We start from the raw sequence: 16855 nt of genomic DNA, 5'->3' as shown, positions 1-16855 counted from the left end.
CAGTTTATCACAAACGAAGTTCGGATACGACAAACTTACATCAGTTTATGACAAACTTTTTAGCATCTGCCCTTATTCCGGCTCTCTTCCATAGCCTTCAGAAGATCCTCTTCGAAGTAAACATCCGTCCCGTTCAAGCGCATAGGCTTGAGCAATCCCGAGCGGACATTCCGCTTATAGGTGCTTTCGCTCATACCCAATTTGTCAATCACTTCCTGCTTCGTCCATAGCTTTCTATCTTCTAAAGGCGCGAGTTTCCTTCCATCAGATGGCTTACTATCTTCCAGGGAATTGAAGATCTTATGTAATACCATTAAAATATCCTGCATCCATTTTTTCATAATTTAAATAGGTTATTTTTAAAGCCATACGGAATATCCAGGTTATCTTGTCCACACAGCATCCATTGCTAATTACCATTCCAAACAACGCATACCAGCTAATCCAGCAATCATCAACAACATCTATTTTCTATACCATCATAGCCATCAGGTTATGATTTTGAATATTCCCTATGTAAATAATTATTTATAAGTGTTAGATTTCATTGGAATAAATGAGCTCGTTACACGCGCAGTTTGTTTTTTTATTGGTTATATGGAATGTCCAGATTTCCTTTGGAGAGTTCGCTTCGCTCGGTTATCTCCAATCGCGTACGTGTTTATTGATCGTATCCAATTCTAACGGAATCAATAAGCTCATTACATTCGGTTTGCAATCGCGGACATTTTATCTACATAATTGGTTCGTTTATTCAAAAAAACAATATTTCATATGTAAATAGTTTGTTTTTTAAAGGTCATATGGAATGTCCGGGTTATTTTCATTCGTGTTTTTGCTTTGCAAGCATGGACATTTCATATAGATTCAGCGTCATTATCCAGCTGATTAAAAGCATCAAAACGCCTCAAAAATTCATCAAAGTAAGTCTTGCTGATCGCTATTTCATCTGCAAAGCCACTAAATAAGACCTTCCGTTTTTTGGGATTTAGCTTAAACACTTTCTCCAAATTAATGACATATCCTTTATGAACCTGCATAAATTTATCCAACGGTAATCTTCTCAACAGTTCAGTAATGGTCATTCGACTGACGACAATCTGCCCAGAAACTAATACAAACCTTATATTATTTGACTTAGATTCCATATAGAGCAAATCATCAAAATATATTTTCACATTCAATAAAGTATCCATCTCTTTAACCATCGTATAACCCAATACCGGCATCTTCCTCTCTTCCCCCTTTGCCCGTTTAATTGCCCTATCCAGCCGCACGAGCTGTATAGGTTTATCGATGCAATCAGCCACATCAAGGTCAAAAACATGAATCGATTCCTCCACAAAAGCAGTCATCATAATGATCTTTGGGCGGTAAGGTAGCACACGGACAAGACTAATACCATCAATAAAAGGCATCTTGATATCGCAGAAAAGCAAGTCAACCTTATGCTTTTTCAGCGAGGAAAGAGCCTGCTTACTATTCGATTCCATCAAGACCACTTCCAGATCGTTATACACACTAAGCAGGCCTTTCAGTATTTCCAACGTCGTCACATCATCGTCCACCAGCCCAACCTTTATAACATTTTTCTTTTCCATCATCATTTAGTTTTTAATCTCAAGAAATACAGCGAACCGCATTTCGTCTTCGACAATATCCATAATGAATTTATTTGGGAATAATGTTTCCAATCTTTCCCTCACCATCGCTATCCCTGTACCACTATGCTCATCGCAGACCATTTTAGAAGCTTTCACGTTCGACATTTCGAAACGATAGCGATCGGCAAGTATTTCTAAAGTCACACAGACGGGCGTATCCGCACCAAGATGCGCATGTTTAAGCAAATTATCCCCTAGCGTCAGTAATACCATCGGCAGAATGATATGGCCATGCACCCTTCCGATCTTGTTGTAGCGAAATATCTTTTGTCCTGCATAATAGCCTTCCACTGTTTCCATAAAATCTTCAAAAGCTCTCACCTCTCTCGCTAAGCTTATCTTTTGTTGCCCATCTGCCGCTACCAACGATGAATAGCGCAGATTTTTCATCCAGCTTTTTATCGTTGCGGAAAATGACAATTCCCCTTTAGAAGCCAGAACATTTGAAATCAATGTCAACACCTGAAAATTAAAATGGTTATCTGTTTTAAAGAGCAACAAGCTATCTTTCAATAAAGCCGTCTCGTATCTAATCTGTGCAATTTCATTTAAACAGATAAAAATCTTCCCAATACAATAAGCCAACAAGACATAGAACAATAATTTAATATTTTGAAAAAAAATACCTGCCAGCTTTTGCCATTCCGGCCCCTTCCATGCCCCATTGGTGAGGTAAACCTCGTATAAAGGAAACCACACGTAAAGTGCGTTGTACGCTATGAAGCATCCAAAAACAGACAGTAATGAAATATAGATCGCCGACATTAGCCGTCCATTTTTCCTCCCATCATACTTCCAAATGATTGCCCAATACATATAGAAAAATGGGATATATAAGACGATCAATCCCACCGTAGCCTTCCATGTTCTATCACCATTCGAAGGCCAGTTGGAGAAAAAATTCAACAAGAACAAAAGGCTCCATCCAGCCAAATGATGCCGAATAGCAAAAATAAATTCCAAAGGCCGACGAAAGCAATACATCCGAAAATCAGGTTTATATATTAGGATTAAGAATCTAAAATACATGTTCCCACCTACAATTCCAATACAAAAAATATCTTTTACCGTTGAAAAAACAGGATCAATAATCGGAATAGCCCGTATAGCGCCACATTAACCCTCTTTATACGATATCTATGCGTACTGATAATGTAATATTTCCCTTTCGCCCGAAAAGTCCAAATCCGAATTTTATTTTGAGAATACGCGCCATCGGCCATTTCGACAAAAGGCAAATTATAAAATAAGCCCTCCCATTGGTTCCGTTCGTCTTGCATTCTATCTTCCAAGAACTCATAGAGCTGCTGAAAAACATGTTCAATATAATTCTCCTTCGTAACAGCATCCGTTGGCGCCATTGTCTCCCCAATTTCTAAATCCACTTGATCCTGTTCAGTATTTACACACAAAACAGGGTACAGCGGAATATTTAACTTGTAAGAAATACTGGCAATTGCAGGTCTCACATACAGTTGATTTCCCATAAAATCAACCTTAGTGGCAGAAGCCTCAAAATTCTTCTTCTCCACACCATCGTTACCGTCGATATAGATCAGAATTTGCCGTCCGTCCCTTATAGCGCGAACCATCTTAAGCAATCCGTGAGGAGATCCAGCCTCAATAAATTCCAGGCGATCAACATAACCAAACTTTTCAAACTGCCAACGCATGATGTACGCCTGCTCCTCCATTATTTTTTTTGACATCACGAGCGATATTTTCAGTCCAGCAGCACAGAGCAAACGCGCAAGTAGCCGATAGGCGCCATAATGAAAAGTGCAGATCATCCCCGGTCGATTTTGTAAAGTCTTAAAAAATTGAGCATGATCGTCGAAAAAACTTGAAGACAGCGCCATCTCGTCAAGATCCTGCTGCCGTATAGTTTTGTTGATTGTACGCCTTAAATCAGCACATATCCTGTCATATGCAGAGATTTCAATAGCAGGAAAAAGCCGCGTCATATTTGCGGCAAATAAGGCAAATTGAATGGACTCCCGCGGAAATCCCGAGTTACATTTTTTCATATCGTATTACCAATTATTTACAATAAGTTATAATTCGGGGAGCTGAATAAGACCACAGCTCCCCAACAGTCGTTCGTATCGCTAAGATACTAGAATGGACTGTACGGACACTTGATCAGGTCATCCAGATCGTCGTCCTCATCAGCAAGGCGCATAGGAGAATCAAACGGCAACATCTTTCCAAGAGCAGCTTTAACTGCGCTAGAAAAATTCTGAAATAAGGTCAATGCAATTTTCATGTTTATTAACATTTACTTCCAAACAATCGCACCATAATTCGCAGGCATGGTACTTCAACCTGAAGAACACGCAAGACGTGCTCTTTGGTCGAATATCATTTTGCCTGTTGTAATTTTTCAATCTTGGGATACAATGCCTAGATAACATGTGGCATCCTGTGGCAATTTCGTGATGAATCAATTCATCACATGAAACGATCATTTCATCACCTAAATTCCCGCCATACATCACAAAATTTCATTTGAGAGGCCGTTCCTGTATAAATTTCCGGTTTTTAAAACCTAAAAAACTATGAATTGCAACCAGCTAACCAGCCAAGACAACAAGGTTGATATTTCACACCTTGTGCACTCATTTGAAGTGCTAAGCAGACAATGTAATCTCCGTATTAACCAGAAAGCAGGGCGCCGATGAAGACCATTCGCAAACACAACAAAGGGTTTCAACAATTTCTAGCCTTTTGGAGCAAATATGCAGCGTTAGACTCTTTTCATGAACAATGGGCAAAAACCCATATTAAAATAATACAGTACCGCAAGAATGCTATCGTTTTAGAAGAAGGAAGCCTCGAAGATTCCATTCTGTTAGTGAGTGAAGGTATGTTGGCCCGTATCGAAGAAGACGAAGAGGAAAACAGACGTAAAATCCTGAGCATTGCCCTGCCCGGTATGGCACTATTCAGCAGCTGGCACCTGTATAGCAAAAAGCATATCAACGGCAATATCGTTGCCCTTCGGTCCTCCCGCATCATCAGCATATCCTACAAAAACCTGAAAGCCTACAAGGATCAAGATAAGGCCATTGATATTCTGATCGATGTACTGGGCAACAAAAAGAAAAAACAGATGATGCAGCTTCGCGGAATCACCCTCGGACAAAAGCCCTTCCGGTCCTGTATTCGATTTTTAAGCCGGATGCCGCAGCTACATACCCTGCTCACACAGCAGGAACAGGCCGATCTGCTGGGCGTTTCAAAAACCACGTTGCAATCAGCAATCTATTACATGGCGAAAGGAAAGCTCAGAAATTAGCTCAAATACTTGAGCATCTGGCCGTTTTTTTCTATGCCGAACTTTGAAAACACTAACACCAGAACATTTGTGTTATGAAAAACAAATCTGTAGTGAAGACGTCACTCTTCACGTTAATCTTGGCAGCAATGGCAACCGCAGCGGTAGCCTTTAATGCAGTGACGAATGAAAAACCGGTAGAGAAGCCTGCGCCACAGTTGTGGTTCTACCAGTCGAACAGCACCGCAACAGCAGACATCAACAATCCCGCAAACTATGCACTAACAAAACCCAGCAGCAGTGTAAATTGCGGAGAAGGAGCGATCGTCTGTAGCATTCAGGACGAGGCAGATCCATCGAACAGCAGCCAACCCGCTATGTCGCATGGAAATGTAAGTAGCAACCCTACTTCGTACAGTAGAAATCTACGTACGCCGTTCTAAACAAAAAAGGCATGTTTCCTGATCCGCCGAGATTCGGATCAGGAAACTGCCTTATGCTATCTCGGATTTTGGGTCATACCACTAGCTTGGATAACCTCCTGCGGAAAAGGCAATGCATATCGGTTATCATTGGGAAGCAGTTCCAGCACCTGATCACCCAGAATTCTCTTTACGACAATACCCCGTCCGTCCATCCTGTTCAACCGTTTGATATCTGCCCAGCGCGAATCGCGCATCAGCATCTCCTTACGCCTTTCATCCAACAGCAGATCCAGTGCTGCACCAGAAGAGAGGGATGCATTCAAGGTTCCCTCATAATCCATATAACGGTTCTTCAGCAGCCTGTCCAGATAAGTGAGCCCCTCAGTAATTTTACCCTGCCGGAACAGTGCTTCCGTAAGATTCAGGTAAGCATCCGTACTTGCAAAACCCATGAACAGGCTAAACGAACCAATGTACGAACCCCTGAAATATACCGAGCCGTCCGAATTACTTTTGAAAAACAGAGATTTCCGAAGATCCCCCGTCCCATAAGAAGCATATAAGGTCGAATCGATCTTTGCATTGTAATAGTATAAAAGAGATAAGTTGGCACTGCGCAGCGTAAAGACCACTTCGGCATTATTTAGCTGAAAAGGGTAGCTTACCCCTGCATCGAACTTCGAATAATCCAAGATCTGGTCATTTAGCGTAAGCGACTCCTTCGCATATTTTTCACAGTTCACAAAATCCTCCGTTAGAAGATAAGCCCATGACAATAATATATAAGCCGCATTTCTAGAAGGCGTATACGAATTATCCTGCAATACAGGCAACAGCTGCGCCGCCGAGAGGGCGTCCGATATAATCTGCACATAACATGCCGCCACCGAGGCCCGCGTAGACGGGATATTAAAATCATCGCTCAGGCGCAAAGGAATACCGGGATCAGTATCCGCCGTTGCAGGATCGTAGCTCTGCGCAAACAAGGTCACCAGTTTATAGAAGGCCAGTGCGCGGAAGAATAAAGCACGGCCTTTGATATCATTAAAACGCGTCCTATCCTCTGTTGAAGCATCCAGCTTTTCCAGACGTCCCAACACATAATTGGCGTTGTACACCGTCTGATAATAATCGAGCCACGCGTTCAGGTAAGTATCGTAGAAGATCTCCCCGTCCCAGGCATACAGACTACGTTCATGTTGGTCCAGCGATTCCCATGTCGAGCTCTCGAGGTAGTAATTGTCGGCAGAGGCCTCTCCAAGCCCCATCGTATAACGGTTCATGGCGGCCGTATAATCAAATATGGCTTCCAGATCAGCAAGTGTACTCGCTTCACTGAGCGATGCATCCGGCTTTTCATCCAGAAAGCCCGAACAGGCGCCGAAGATCCCCAGAAACATCAGCAGCAGAAAAACAGTCAATATTTTTTTCATCATTTTCTCGATTAATAATTAAAGCGTAACCCCACGGAGAACAATCTGCCCGGAGCTAACTGGTTGACATAGTCAGGATCTATCCCATACCGGTTCTTTCGCCACAGCAGACCAAGATTTGTACCGTTGAGATTCAGTCGGCCCTTGATTCCGCTACGCAGTTCAAAACCATAGGCAACCGTCATATTCTGGAAACGGATATGGTCTCCGCTCTCAACAAGTACCGATGAATTCTCGTAAAAGTGATTGCGATAGCCCACCACGGGATAAACGAATGAAGGCACGGAGGTCAGCACCTCATCCCCCGCCTGCTGCCACCTGCGATCGTAATCTCCACTTCCTGCGCCAAGTGCCCCCATAGAAACCAAATCACCGTAGCGCACCGATTCACGCCGGAAAACATGGCCAAACTTAAAAGAAAAACCAAAGCCCAGTTCGAAGCGGCCCACCGCAAACACAGGATTGAAAAAACCGGTATACAGCGGCACAGCAGAACCTTTGTATTCCAATCCGCCCTTATCCTGATTGCGGATACCTGCGTAGTCGACCGATTGCTCCCCATTAAGGATACCCATCGGATTACCCGCTTCGTCAAGCCCCATCCAAGGGTAGGCCATCACGGCATACACAGGGTTGCCCACGATACCACTTACGGAAGTTCCGTGACTGATAAACTCATAGGCTGCCGAACCTGAAAGATAATAATCCGTAATCTCGCTGCTATTGGTATTAAGCATAAACTGAGGCCTGAAAGCCATAGCTTTACCCAGTTTAATATCCGCATGCAGGCTGACATCCAAGCCCCGCCCCTTCATCGATGCCACATTGCGCATCACCGATTTGCTCGGCACCGCTGTAAAGTCGATAGGTGCCGTACCGAAAAGATCCTCACCCCGCTTACCGTAGTAATCCACGGAACCGCCGAGTGCACCGTTCAGTACTGAGAAATCAAACCCTATATTGGTGATTCTGCTCTTCTCCCAGCGCAACTCAGGATTTGCGTACTGCAATATTGCGGCTGTCGTGCTATTGGTGTATGTATCGGGACCGAGGTATTTAATTGTCGTGACGGCCGAGCGCGACTGGTCTACATTTCCCGTCACACCATAGGACAGACGTAGGCTCAATCGGGAGAGCCAGTCCAGGCGCACAAATTCCTCCTCCGAAATATTCCACCTGTAGCCAAGTGACCAGAGCGGTTGCCAGCGTTCGTTTGTCTTCACACCGAAAAGGTTAGACGCATCCCGACGCACACTCCCTGTCAGGACATATCTATCGCGGTACGAAGCAGACACATTCATATACTGCGAGATATACCTGTTCACATATTTCGAGCGGCTGTCCTTAAAAGGAACATAGATAGCCGTATTATTGATCAGGCTGTTATACGCGTTCACATAATCCACCAGACTTACCGTATAGTTATCCGGATCAAAGCCGTAACGCCTATCCGTTGTGGCAATCGTTTCCAGCTGCCGCCACTCCGTTCCAAGGAGCGCCGTAACACGGAGATCGTTCCAGTTTTTCTGGAATTCTGCGCCCAGCCGCAGGTTATGTCCCTCCCCGTCAGACCTTTCCTGGTCCATGATGCCACCCCGCGGAATACCATAACTCACTGCGCCCGTTGCTGCATTGATCCGGGAATAGGTATTGATCAGATCACGGACGAAATAACTCTGTTCACCATACAGGCTACTGTTATCCACCGAAGAACGTTCATAACGGTAGTTTCCCTGCAGGTTCAAAAAGTCGAGTATCTTATAATCAGCCGACAGATTGGCCGTTAACATATTCGTAACAGTACGTATTTCCCTGTTTTGATAGTCTGTAAGCGGGTAATCGTACCAATCGAGCAGCTTACCCTCCCCTACCGAGTCGAGATAACCCGTGCGGTAACGGGCATGGGGCAGCGCGTTTCCATCGGCATCAGCGAGCATCATATACGGACGCGTCCCTGTGGTCGTGTAACCCGTTCTGCCGGCTTCATTTTCCAGTCTATAGTATTGCAGATCGGAAGAGAAATTCAACTTCGGCAGGAGCCTAAATTCTAGAAAAGAACGTAGTACCGTCTTCTTGTCCCTGCCGTGTAAATTCCCGACGTTATCGTCAAACCTCCCCGACAGCAAATAGCGCAGGTTCGTATTCCCTCCCTCCAGATTTAGGTTATAGTTTCGGTTCACAGCATTCCTGTAAACATAACGTTCGTAATCATTGCGCACATCATTATAACGCAGCCCCTCGATCGCCGCCTCATGTTCTGTGGCATTGCCGATCCCGTCACGAATTGCAATCAGATGTTCGACAACCGGCGAAAGCCAGATCTTTGAAGTCGATTTCTCCTGGTTCGTGTAATATCCCTTTTCGAACAGCAGGCGTTCCAGATCCACCACGCCTGATGACGATATCCGGTTGAGACCATACAGATCAGGTTTCTGCTGCACCTGCGTCCCCGTGGTAACAGCAATTCTGGTCGGCATATCGTACCTTCCTTTTTTAGTCGTGATGATCACTACGCCATTTCCGGCACGTGTTCCCCAGATTGCTGCGGCAGCAGCATCTTTCAAGACGCTGATATCCGCAATATCCTCGGGATTGATCAGATCGATATCCCCTTCAAAAGGGAAATTGTCCAGTACAATCAAAGGAAGACTGCTGTTGTTGATACTGCTGAGCCCACGTATGGTCATGGATGAACGTCCTCCCTTATCAAAAACAATGGCAGAGTTGCCTTCCAGTTTCTGTAAGATGCTGCTCCCATATATATCCTGCAGCTGTCCCACATCGATCTTATCGACAGCACCTGTGGAAAGCCTTGCATTTATCGACTGGTATCCCGTTTGCACCGCAACCTCCTCCAATACAATTACCTTTGCACGCAAAGCGAATACCTGTAGTGCCAGCAGTTGTCCATAGCTGGCAGATCTCGACTCATAACGCACATGGGAGAAGAAAACAGAATCATTGGCAAGTGCTATGGGCAACTGTACAAGCCCATTGCCGTCCGTAGACCGTTGCTCTCCGGCGATACGAACCGTAACCTTCTCTATCGGCATACCTGTCTCCATATCGGTTATGCGCAAGGTATGCGGCACCTGTCCATAAAGTACAACTGCCGTGCAAACGTATAGGAAAATAAATAATATTCTCATAATGCCCTCCTTTCCGAGATAATGAGTACAGGTTCAACACGGCTTTCCAGCGCAATGGTGAAGCCGCTCGCCTCCAACACCTTCCCCAGGTATATTCCCCCCTTCTGCGGGCCGTTCTCGAACATATAATGCTCCATAGCCGCCAGATCGACGTTAATCCTGGAAACACTGTCCGCAGGGTCTCTCAGCACATAGAGCGGTGCAGATGGAGCATCCAACCGCTGGTAATTGAGCATATACAGTAACTGTTTCAGTTCTGCTCCTCCATTGTCAGGTTTCCGTTTTTTACCCCGGGGCTGTCTATCGATCACATAGCAGGGCAGCTCTCTGCTGGCAAAGGACAACGACAGGCCGTTTGCGGTACAGATGGCTGAAAGCGCCGAAAAATAAAACGCAGACCGCGGAGTATTCAACCGTTCGCGGCCGTCTGCACCCACCCCATATTTCGCCAACCACTGCGGGTAGGAAAGTTCTCCTTTATAGCCATTAAAAAAGTCCCAACGGCCGGTATCTTCCACCTCCAAGAAAACACGGTTATGCCAATAGCTATCCAGGAGCAACAATGACACTTCACGCAAACTCTTATTCGTGATCAATATCCGCTGGTGCAGACTATCGGCCGTCCATCTGTTCACGCCCGATAGACCGGGAACCGCATCCAGTACAGTAAACGATGTGCGTACAGCATTTCGAATCTTACCATTAGGCTGTTCATCGATCCGTCTTGTCGGGTCAAAATCCAGAATATCCACTTTGCTGTCCTGTCGGCGGATATTCCCCGACAAGAGACTAGCGAGGCCATCGCCTTCCAGCACTTCGGCTCCCGCTGTTGCAAATAGCTTACCGTCCCTGATGATAACCACATGTGGCAGGGTACGATGAGGAAAATATTCACGCAGCAGCGAGTCTCCGATCATGGAAGGAAACTTCAGACCGAATCTACCTTCAAATTTCCTTATCTCCTCCTCATCCTGATAGGTAACGGTATAATAAGAAATCCGCGGATTCGGATAATCGCTGCCCGTTAAAAAATGCCTGATCGAGCTCACACAGCTGCCGCACCAAGTGGCCCAAAAATCAAGGATTAGAAATTCACTGCCATTTAGGTCTTTAAGACTTAGGTTCGATCGGTGTTCCGGATCATTGACAGCACGCATAGCAATAGACCATAACTCGTCCGGAATTGTATCCCCCACACTGAGCGGTCTGATTGATAGCCGCCCATCGGCCCCGCTGTCCCTGCGGGGCTCCTGAGCTTGCAACTGATTACTAAACAACAAAACGAAACATACCCCGAAGCAGAACAGCGTCCGTCTACGGTTATTCTTTGATTTGAACAGGTGGGATAGCCATTCCAATAGGCACAGTCCTCTCCCATCCGAGTAAAAATTCATCATTTTTCTGTAATTTGGTTAATAAAAACACATGAAAACAACCTCTATGAGGTTGTGTAAGAAAATACGATTGAATTACTCCGGCGGACTAATAATAAGAGAAAGTGTATCGTCCAGATGTGGGCGACACGATGCATATACGGTACAGAAAAGGAACCTCCCTTGCTCAATGGTTGAGCGTGAGAAACTACGCGACCCTGACCTTAAAAAATTAAGGGAGGCCCTCTCTGAATATTTACGAATTTTATTTAAGTCTATATATTTCATTCATACTGGCTTTAGGTTTCTCACGCCACCACCGATGAATGATATTACAAACTTACATAAAACCATGGTTTATTCCAAATTTGGTATAATTATTTACTGTTTTAAAATGTCACTTTGTTTATGGCCGAACAATACATAGACAAAAAAACACTTCAACTCATTAGAGAAAGGCTTTGGTCAATATCTAATTCAACAGGAATAACTTTGGAAGATATACAAGATAGAACTGGATTCAGTTATAGTCAAGTTTACCGAATTGTTAGGGGGAGCAATAACATGTCTGTAAGTGGCTTGATTGCAGTTTGTAAAGCCTTAGAAGTTCAGCCTGCTGATATACTGGATCTCAAAATAGAAATACCCAAATATTTGCCATTAAGAAAAAACAGAAAATCTTAGGTTCTTAAATTACAAAATACGCTTTTTACAGAGTTCAACAACTATCTTTTCTAACTTATCAACTTTGCGAATTAGCTTATCCAAATCATCAGGATCGATATAATAATCGTCTTGATAGCGAGCATCTAGATAAGCTTTATTGAGAATATCAAATAATCTATACTCTTCACTTTCGTCTACAGGATATTTGAATACTTGATTTAAGTTATCGTCAATATGCTTGGAGTATTTCCTATACACTTTTAACTTATGCGTCTTAGGTTTATAGCCAGTATATACCAATAACAGACCTCCATAAAACTTTTCAGCAGACTGGTTTAAATTAAATATGACTTCATTGAGAGGAAATTCTTTTGATAAAGCATTTTCCAACATTACTTTCGTATGATCTAAAAATCTTATACCGCTATTAACCCACTTATCATAGTTCCGAATTGCAATTTCTTTTTCTTGTTCCTCACTTAACGGTTTAGGTTCGGAAAAAGTGAGTACACCGCTATCAAAAAGAACAATCCCCTCCTTGATAATGTCTCTGAAAAAGTATTGTCCCATTTCAAGCCCTTTATTAACATAATTGAAACTGTGTACGATCGGACTTACGTCGTTTTTATATTTAAGCGTTCGGTTCTCAATTTTACTCGCAACATCATGCTCCCGATCCTTATCCCCATCGGGTAAAACAACCAAGATATCATAGTCACTAATGTAAGAATAGGTAGCTCCCCCCTCATCATACTCATCCTCTACCCACTTGTCCGAAGTATGACTACCGAACAAAATAATCTTCGCTGGATCAGCCACCTCACGGATGACCTTTACAATCTCTGCAAGCTCGTTTTGTTTGTGTAATGGCAAATGGGACAAGTGCTGGTTCATAAGCTAAAGGTACAATTTTTTGAGGTCATTGGCAAAATACAACTAAGGTAGCTGCCTATACTCTTCTATACCTTTTATCGCTTTATTTAGCACATTCATATAATCTTTGCTTTCTAAAGGAACAAAATTCACCTGCACACTTTCAAAAGTCTCAGCGAAATGAATCTCCTTATCTTTCGAATAATAAATATTTAATGTATCTCTAGAAAAACGATACACAAAAGCCCAATCTTGTGAAAGATTGGGCTTTCTTATTTGTAATCACTATGACTAAACTGAGTCATTAGTATAGTACCAAAAGTCTTCTGCTGAAAAACCCATCTTATCAAACCCAGAGTCAAAATCGATAAGATGAAAGTCCTCATCTATTTTAAAAACATCCAGCTCCAAGTCTGAAGTAGAAATTGACACTAACCTATATTTATCATCGATTATTTTCTTAATCGCAAAAATAGCCTTTCCATCTACAAACATCAATGGACATCTACGCCAAATATATGCTATAATACGATTCCCGTTCAAGAGAGTCATCCAATCATCTTCACCTTTCCAATAAGAAACAGACAATTCACTTTCTTTAAACATTTCCATGCATTCAAAGAAAAGCAAATAAGACCATTCTTCACCTATTTTCAAGGCAGTCTTCAAATCATCTGTAATATTTATCTTAATATTAATTTCCGGGAGCTCCATGAATTGTTCCTTTAGAATTTCTGTACACATTTATGACATTAGTTGGCTGACCATTCCCCAATGTACCAATATTTGTATTAGTAACCGTTACTTTAGCTTTATTTCCAATCCATAAACCCAACTCATCAGCCTTTTGCGCTGCTTTTAAAACGGCCTTCTCAGCATCCAAGGTTGGATAGAATATACTTTTCCCCTGAACGCCCCCAACCACATGCTTTTTCATTGCCTCTTTTGAAATCGTATAAACACCATCCGTCAAATTACCTTTGGAATCTTTAACAATTTCTCTTACTACAGTTTTTGTGGTTTGCTTTATGGTTTGACTAGTTACAGTTGCTCCAATTTTATATTGACTTAGAAGGCCTGCTGTGAATAATTCGGCCAAAGAAGTGCTAAAATTACCTAAAGAAGCAACATAATTTCCGTCAGCAAGATTATTTCCGCTTTCTGCAGCTGCACCAAGAATAGGTACATGATAAGTCCACGTTGGCCACCTAAAGGTACTTAAATTATTCCCTAAGACATTGACCGTTTCTAGAACTCCTCCCAAAAAAGTAGTATCGGCGGCCATACCTGTCGGATCTATCATCAGGATCGGATTGTTCATCCCATACACATACGGAGATACATTGTCGAATGCCTCCGCCATCGGATCCACCACATTCCACCTTCCGATCTCAGCGTCATAAAACCTCGCGCCGTAATCCAGCTGGTTACCAAGTTCCGTCTGAACCTCTTTACCGTTATAAAGATACTTATTATTACCGCCCGTTACAAGAGCCCTTGTCTTACCAAATGGATAATAATCCTGCTGCTGTACGATATCCACCGTGGTAGCCGAAGCTGTTCCCCGTTTGATAACTGAACGCACATTACCCAGGTGATCTTTCAGGTTGTAATGGTAGCTATAGGTACCGCTGCTGTTCTGCAGGTAACCTTCCTCCGTCAGGATCATATCGATTGTACTGCTTCCAGTACCCGTCTTGCTGTATTCGATTCCACCGATATAGTCACGTTGGGTTACCGTTGTGCCTACAGTTGAGGTCTTACGCAGTTTTGTTCCTGTAGCATCGTAGAGATACGCTACACTTGTACCAGTTTTGCTTGCCGTCTTCGGAAGGTTCAGGTGATTGTAGGTAAAGGTAGTCGCAAGGCGGTCTTTCGTCGCATTGCCGTTCACATCGTATGTATAGGTATTGGTGTTACCCGATAAGCTTGCCAAACGGTTACTCTTACCACTATTGTTGTAGGTATAGGTCGTCGAAGTTGTTGTCGTCGTATTCCCTGTATTACGGGCCAGCGTTTTGATATTGCCCATATCATCGTAGGTCAATTCTTCGATCATAATCGTCGTACCCAAGCTTGTACCATTCGCCAACCGGTTAAGCTTGTCATAGCTGTAGTTGAACGTACTACTGGTCGTTGCTGCATGCCCCCAGAGCTGCTGGGCGATATTACCGTTGAATTGTGGAGCGGCAAGCTGCGTTCCAGCTGTATTGACATTGTAGTTCAGCAGTTCAGTGAACTGGGGTGCAGAGATATTCGTTGCCCAGCCCCGTTCGTTATAGCCGTAACTTACCGTCGTCAGGAAGTTCGTTCCGCTGTTCTCGCTATGGATACCCTTCGTCTTGAGCTGACCGATCTCATTGTAGGCCAAACGGCTCTGCAGGATCTCCGTCTGGCTATTGACCTTCTTCTTTGTATCCTTCAACCGCCCCACATGGTCGTAGGTATTTGTAGTCAGGATCGTCGTCGTACTACCTGAGCTGGGGATATGCTCGTGCTTACTCGTGAGCAGCTCTCCTGGGAAACTGTACGTATTGGTAATCCTGTCCGTACCCGTCAGGTGATTCTGCGCAATAGACTGGATCAAACGCCCGCGTTTGTCGTAGTAATTGACCGTGAGCAGTGGAGACGTCCCGTCGTCCTTACTCACCTTAGTTCCTGTCAATAAACCTTTAACCCTAGAAGTACTGTCCAATCCGGATGTTGCAGGAAGAACAGTGGATGTTTTAAAGGCATAGTCATCATAGTAGTTCACCGTGTATTCTGCTATCTGGGCGGATGTCGTTGGAAAGCTCACATTGGTATAAGCAGTCGTTCCAACACGACTCTCCCATTGGCTGCTCACTGTATCGGCAAGTGACTGTATCTGTTTGCGCGTAATCTGCCCACTTGTCGCATTGGTATAGATCCCCGTAGAGACTACACGACCAAAAGCATCATATTTGCTGTAGCTCCATTTTCTGCTCACACGCTGCACAGAATCCTGTGTCAGTATGGGCTGATCGTTCTTATTGTAAACGATGTATTCCCAGCCTTTTCCAGGGATCTTCTTCTCCACCAACCGACGTCTGCCGTCGTAACGGTACGCATACACAAGCTCATTGAAATCCGTACTATTATCTGTGACTGTTGTAGCTGTATATCCAGGCGGAACCACATAGCGCAGGTCCCCGAAATCGTCATATACATAGTACGTGTTCAGCGCTTTGCTATCGCTTTCCCAAACACGCTTGAGAACCACACGGCCTTCGAAATCTTTATATTCATCCACCGTACCGCCCTTGCAGCTCGCATTTACCCAGTTCTCATCCTTAAGTACCGTTTTGTAGAGCTTGCCTGCTGCATAATACGTCGTACCGCTTGCGCCCGTAGCCGTGATCTGCCATACACGAACATCGCTCACGGTGTTTGTTCCATAGTCCGACACCAATGTATGCCCCGTAGTCGAAGCCGTAGTTACCGAAGTCCTTGACACTGTAGGCTGCCAGGCCGCTCCCGGAGCCCCCTGTTCCAGTACACGGTTCAACGGACTGTTCTCGAAAACTGTAACAGAATACGGATAATCCGTTTTCTTCACATGGCTGTCCCAGCCCGTACTTTTGTAATAATTCGTCTGGTTCGTCTTGGGAGAGGTCTTATAACTGCCGTCATTACCTGTCTGCTCAGCGTATGGCAGGTACTTCACCGATTCACGGCCGAAACCGTCGTATTCTATATACTGTACAATATCTTTATAGGTCGGGCTTCCTTTAAGATCAATAGCCTGTAAAGGCCGGCCAAGACCATCAAAATATTGAACCCGCTGGTTTTCCTTATCAATCGTACGCACATTGTTAAGATGGGCTGCCCTGACCGTGTCGCGGAACGTACGCGTAAGGATATAATTCTGCGTAACTGTAGGCACACTTCCCACATTCGGAACCGTCTGACCTACAGCAAAACCCCAAATATTAAATAACAGGATTAATATAAAAATATTTTTCATTTACGATTTC

General features: G+C 44.0%; 14 protein-coding genes. 3 read left to right on the top strand and 11 right to left on the bottom strand.

Annotation, left to right across the window (positions count from 1 at the left end):
- Positions 1-59: 59 nt before the first annotated feature.
- The 5 genes from ACSZOX_RS22190 to ACSZOX_RS22170 form a co-directional block, all read right to left on the bottom strand.
- Positions 60-341: a helix-turn-helix transcriptional regulator gene (locus ACSZOX_RS22190; protein ID WP_437922415.1), complete on the bottom strand. Its 282-nt coding sequence runs from the start codon at positions 339-341 to the stop codon at positions 60-62.
- A 516-nt stretch (positions 342-857) separates the two neighbouring features.
- Positions 858-1601 carry a LytR/AlgR family response regulator transcription factor gene (locus tag ACSZOX_RS22185; protein WP_437922413.1) on the bottom strand — a complete coding sequence of 248 codons (744 nt, stop codon included), beginning with the start codon at positions 1599-1601 and terminating at the stop codon, positions 858-860.
- Between the two features lie 6 nt (positions 1602-1607).
- A complete protein-coding gene (locus tag ACSZOX_RS22180) occupies positions 1608-2648 on the bottom strand; it encodes a hypothetical protein (RefSeq protein WP_437922412.1) in 1041 nt (346 codons plus the stop codon).
- A gap of 80 nt (positions 2649-2728) precedes the next feature.
- The gene (locus tag ACSZOX_RS22175) at positions 2729-3691 is read right to left on the bottom strand and encodes a hypothetical protein (protein ID WP_437922411.1); all 963 of its coding nucleotides are present in this window, start codon (positions 3689-3691) and stop codon (positions 2729-2731) included.
- Positions 3692-3780: 89 nt separating this feature from the next.
- A complete protein-coding gene (locus ACSZOX_RS22170) occupies positions 3781-3942 on the bottom strand; it encodes a hypothetical protein (RefSeq protein WP_437922410.1) in 162 nt (53 codons plus the stop codon).
- 399 nt (positions 3943-4341) lie between these two features.
- Between ACSZOX_RS22170 and ACSZOX_RS22165 the strand changes: the two genes are divergently transcribed.
- Both ACSZOX_RS22165 and ACSZOX_RS22160 read left to right on the top strand, forming a co-directional pair.
- The gene (locus ACSZOX_RS22165; protein WP_437922409.1) at positions 4342-4962 is read left to right on the top strand and encodes a Crp/Fnr family transcriptional regulator; all 621 of its coding nucleotides are present in this window, start codon (positions 4342-4344) and stop codon (positions 4960-4962) included.
- A gap of 74 nt (positions 4963-5036) precedes the next feature.
- Complete coding sequence (locus ACSZOX_RS22160; protein ID WP_437922408.1) at positions 5037-5384, top strand: hypothetical protein; 348 nt, start codon at positions 5037-5039, stop codon at positions 5382-5384.
- Positions 5385-5440: 56 nt separating this feature from the next.
- Here the strand turns inward: ACSZOX_RS22160 and ACSZOX_RS22155 are convergent, their stop codons facing one another.
- From ACSZOX_RS22155 to ACSZOX_RS22145, 3 genes are read right to left on the bottom strand one after another with little or no spacing between them, the layout of a single operon-like run.
- Positions 5441-6766 carry a RagB/SusD family nutrient uptake outer membrane protein gene (locus ACSZOX_RS22155; RefSeq protein ID WP_437922407.1) on the bottom strand — a complete coding sequence of 442 codons (1326 nt, stop codon included), beginning with the start codon at positions 6764-6766 and terminating at the stop codon, positions 5441-5443.
- 44 nt (positions 6767-6810) lie between these two features.
- Positions 6811-9948 (bottom strand): SusC/RagA family TonB-linked outer membrane protein, encoded by a 3138-nt coding sequence (locus ACSZOX_RS22150; protein WP_437922406.1) that lies wholly within the window; start codon positions 9946-9948, stop codon positions 6811-6813.
- On the bottom strand, positions 9945-11345 hold the full coding sequence (locus tag ACSZOX_RS22145) for a TlpA family protein disulfide reductase (RefSeq protein ID WP_437922405.1): 1401 nt from the start codon (positions 11343-11345) through the stop codon (positions 9945-9947). The genes ACSZOX_RS22150 and ACSZOX_RS22145 overlap by 4 nt, the downstream gene beginning before the upstream one ends.
- A 384-nt stretch (positions 11346-11729) precedes the next feature.
- Between ACSZOX_RS22145 and ACSZOX_RS22140 the strand changes: the two genes are divergently transcribed.
- A complete protein-coding gene (locus ACSZOX_RS22140; RefSeq protein ID WP_437922403.1) occupies positions 11730-12005 on the top strand; it encodes a helix-turn-helix domain-containing protein in 276 nt (91 codons plus the stop codon).
- A gap of 9 nt (positions 12006-12014) precedes the next feature.
- Here the strand turns inward: ACSZOX_RS22140 and ACSZOX_RS22135 are convergent, their stop codons facing one another.
- The 3 genes from ACSZOX_RS22135 to ACSZOX_RS22125 all read right to left on the bottom strand — a co-directional run bounded on the left by ACSZOX_RS22135 (position 12015) and on the right by ACSZOX_RS22125 (position 16845).
- Positions 12015-12881, bottom strand: a complete 867-nt coding sequence (locus tag ACSZOX_RS22135) for a HEPN domain-containing protein (protein WP_437922402.1) — start codon at positions 12879-12881, stop codon at positions 12015-12017.
- 270 nt (positions 12882-13151) lie between these two features.
- Complete coding sequence (locus tag ACSZOX_RS22130; protein ID WP_437922400.1) at positions 13152-13574, bottom strand: hypothetical protein; 423 nt, start codon at positions 13572-13574, stop codon at positions 13152-13154.
- Positions 13555-16845 carry a DUF6443 domain-containing protein gene (locus tag ACSZOX_RS22125; RefSeq protein WP_437922399.1) on the bottom strand — a complete coding sequence of 1097 codons (3291 nt, stop codon included), beginning with the start codon at positions 16843-16845 and terminating at the stop codon, positions 13555-13557. Before ACSZOX_RS22125 ends, ACSZOX_RS22130 begins: the two co-directional genes overlap by 20 nt.
- Positions 16846-16855 lie beyond the last annotated feature (10 nt).

Source organism: Sphingobacterium sp. LRF_L2 (assembly GCF_965644235.1).
In the GTDB taxonomy this organism is placed as follows: Bacteria; Bacteroidota; Bacteroidia; order Sphingobacteriales; family Sphingobacteriaceae; genus Sphingobacterium.
The sequence above is the reverse complement of the archived record's forward strand: the minus strand, read 5'-3'. Positions and strand labels throughout refer to the sequence as shown.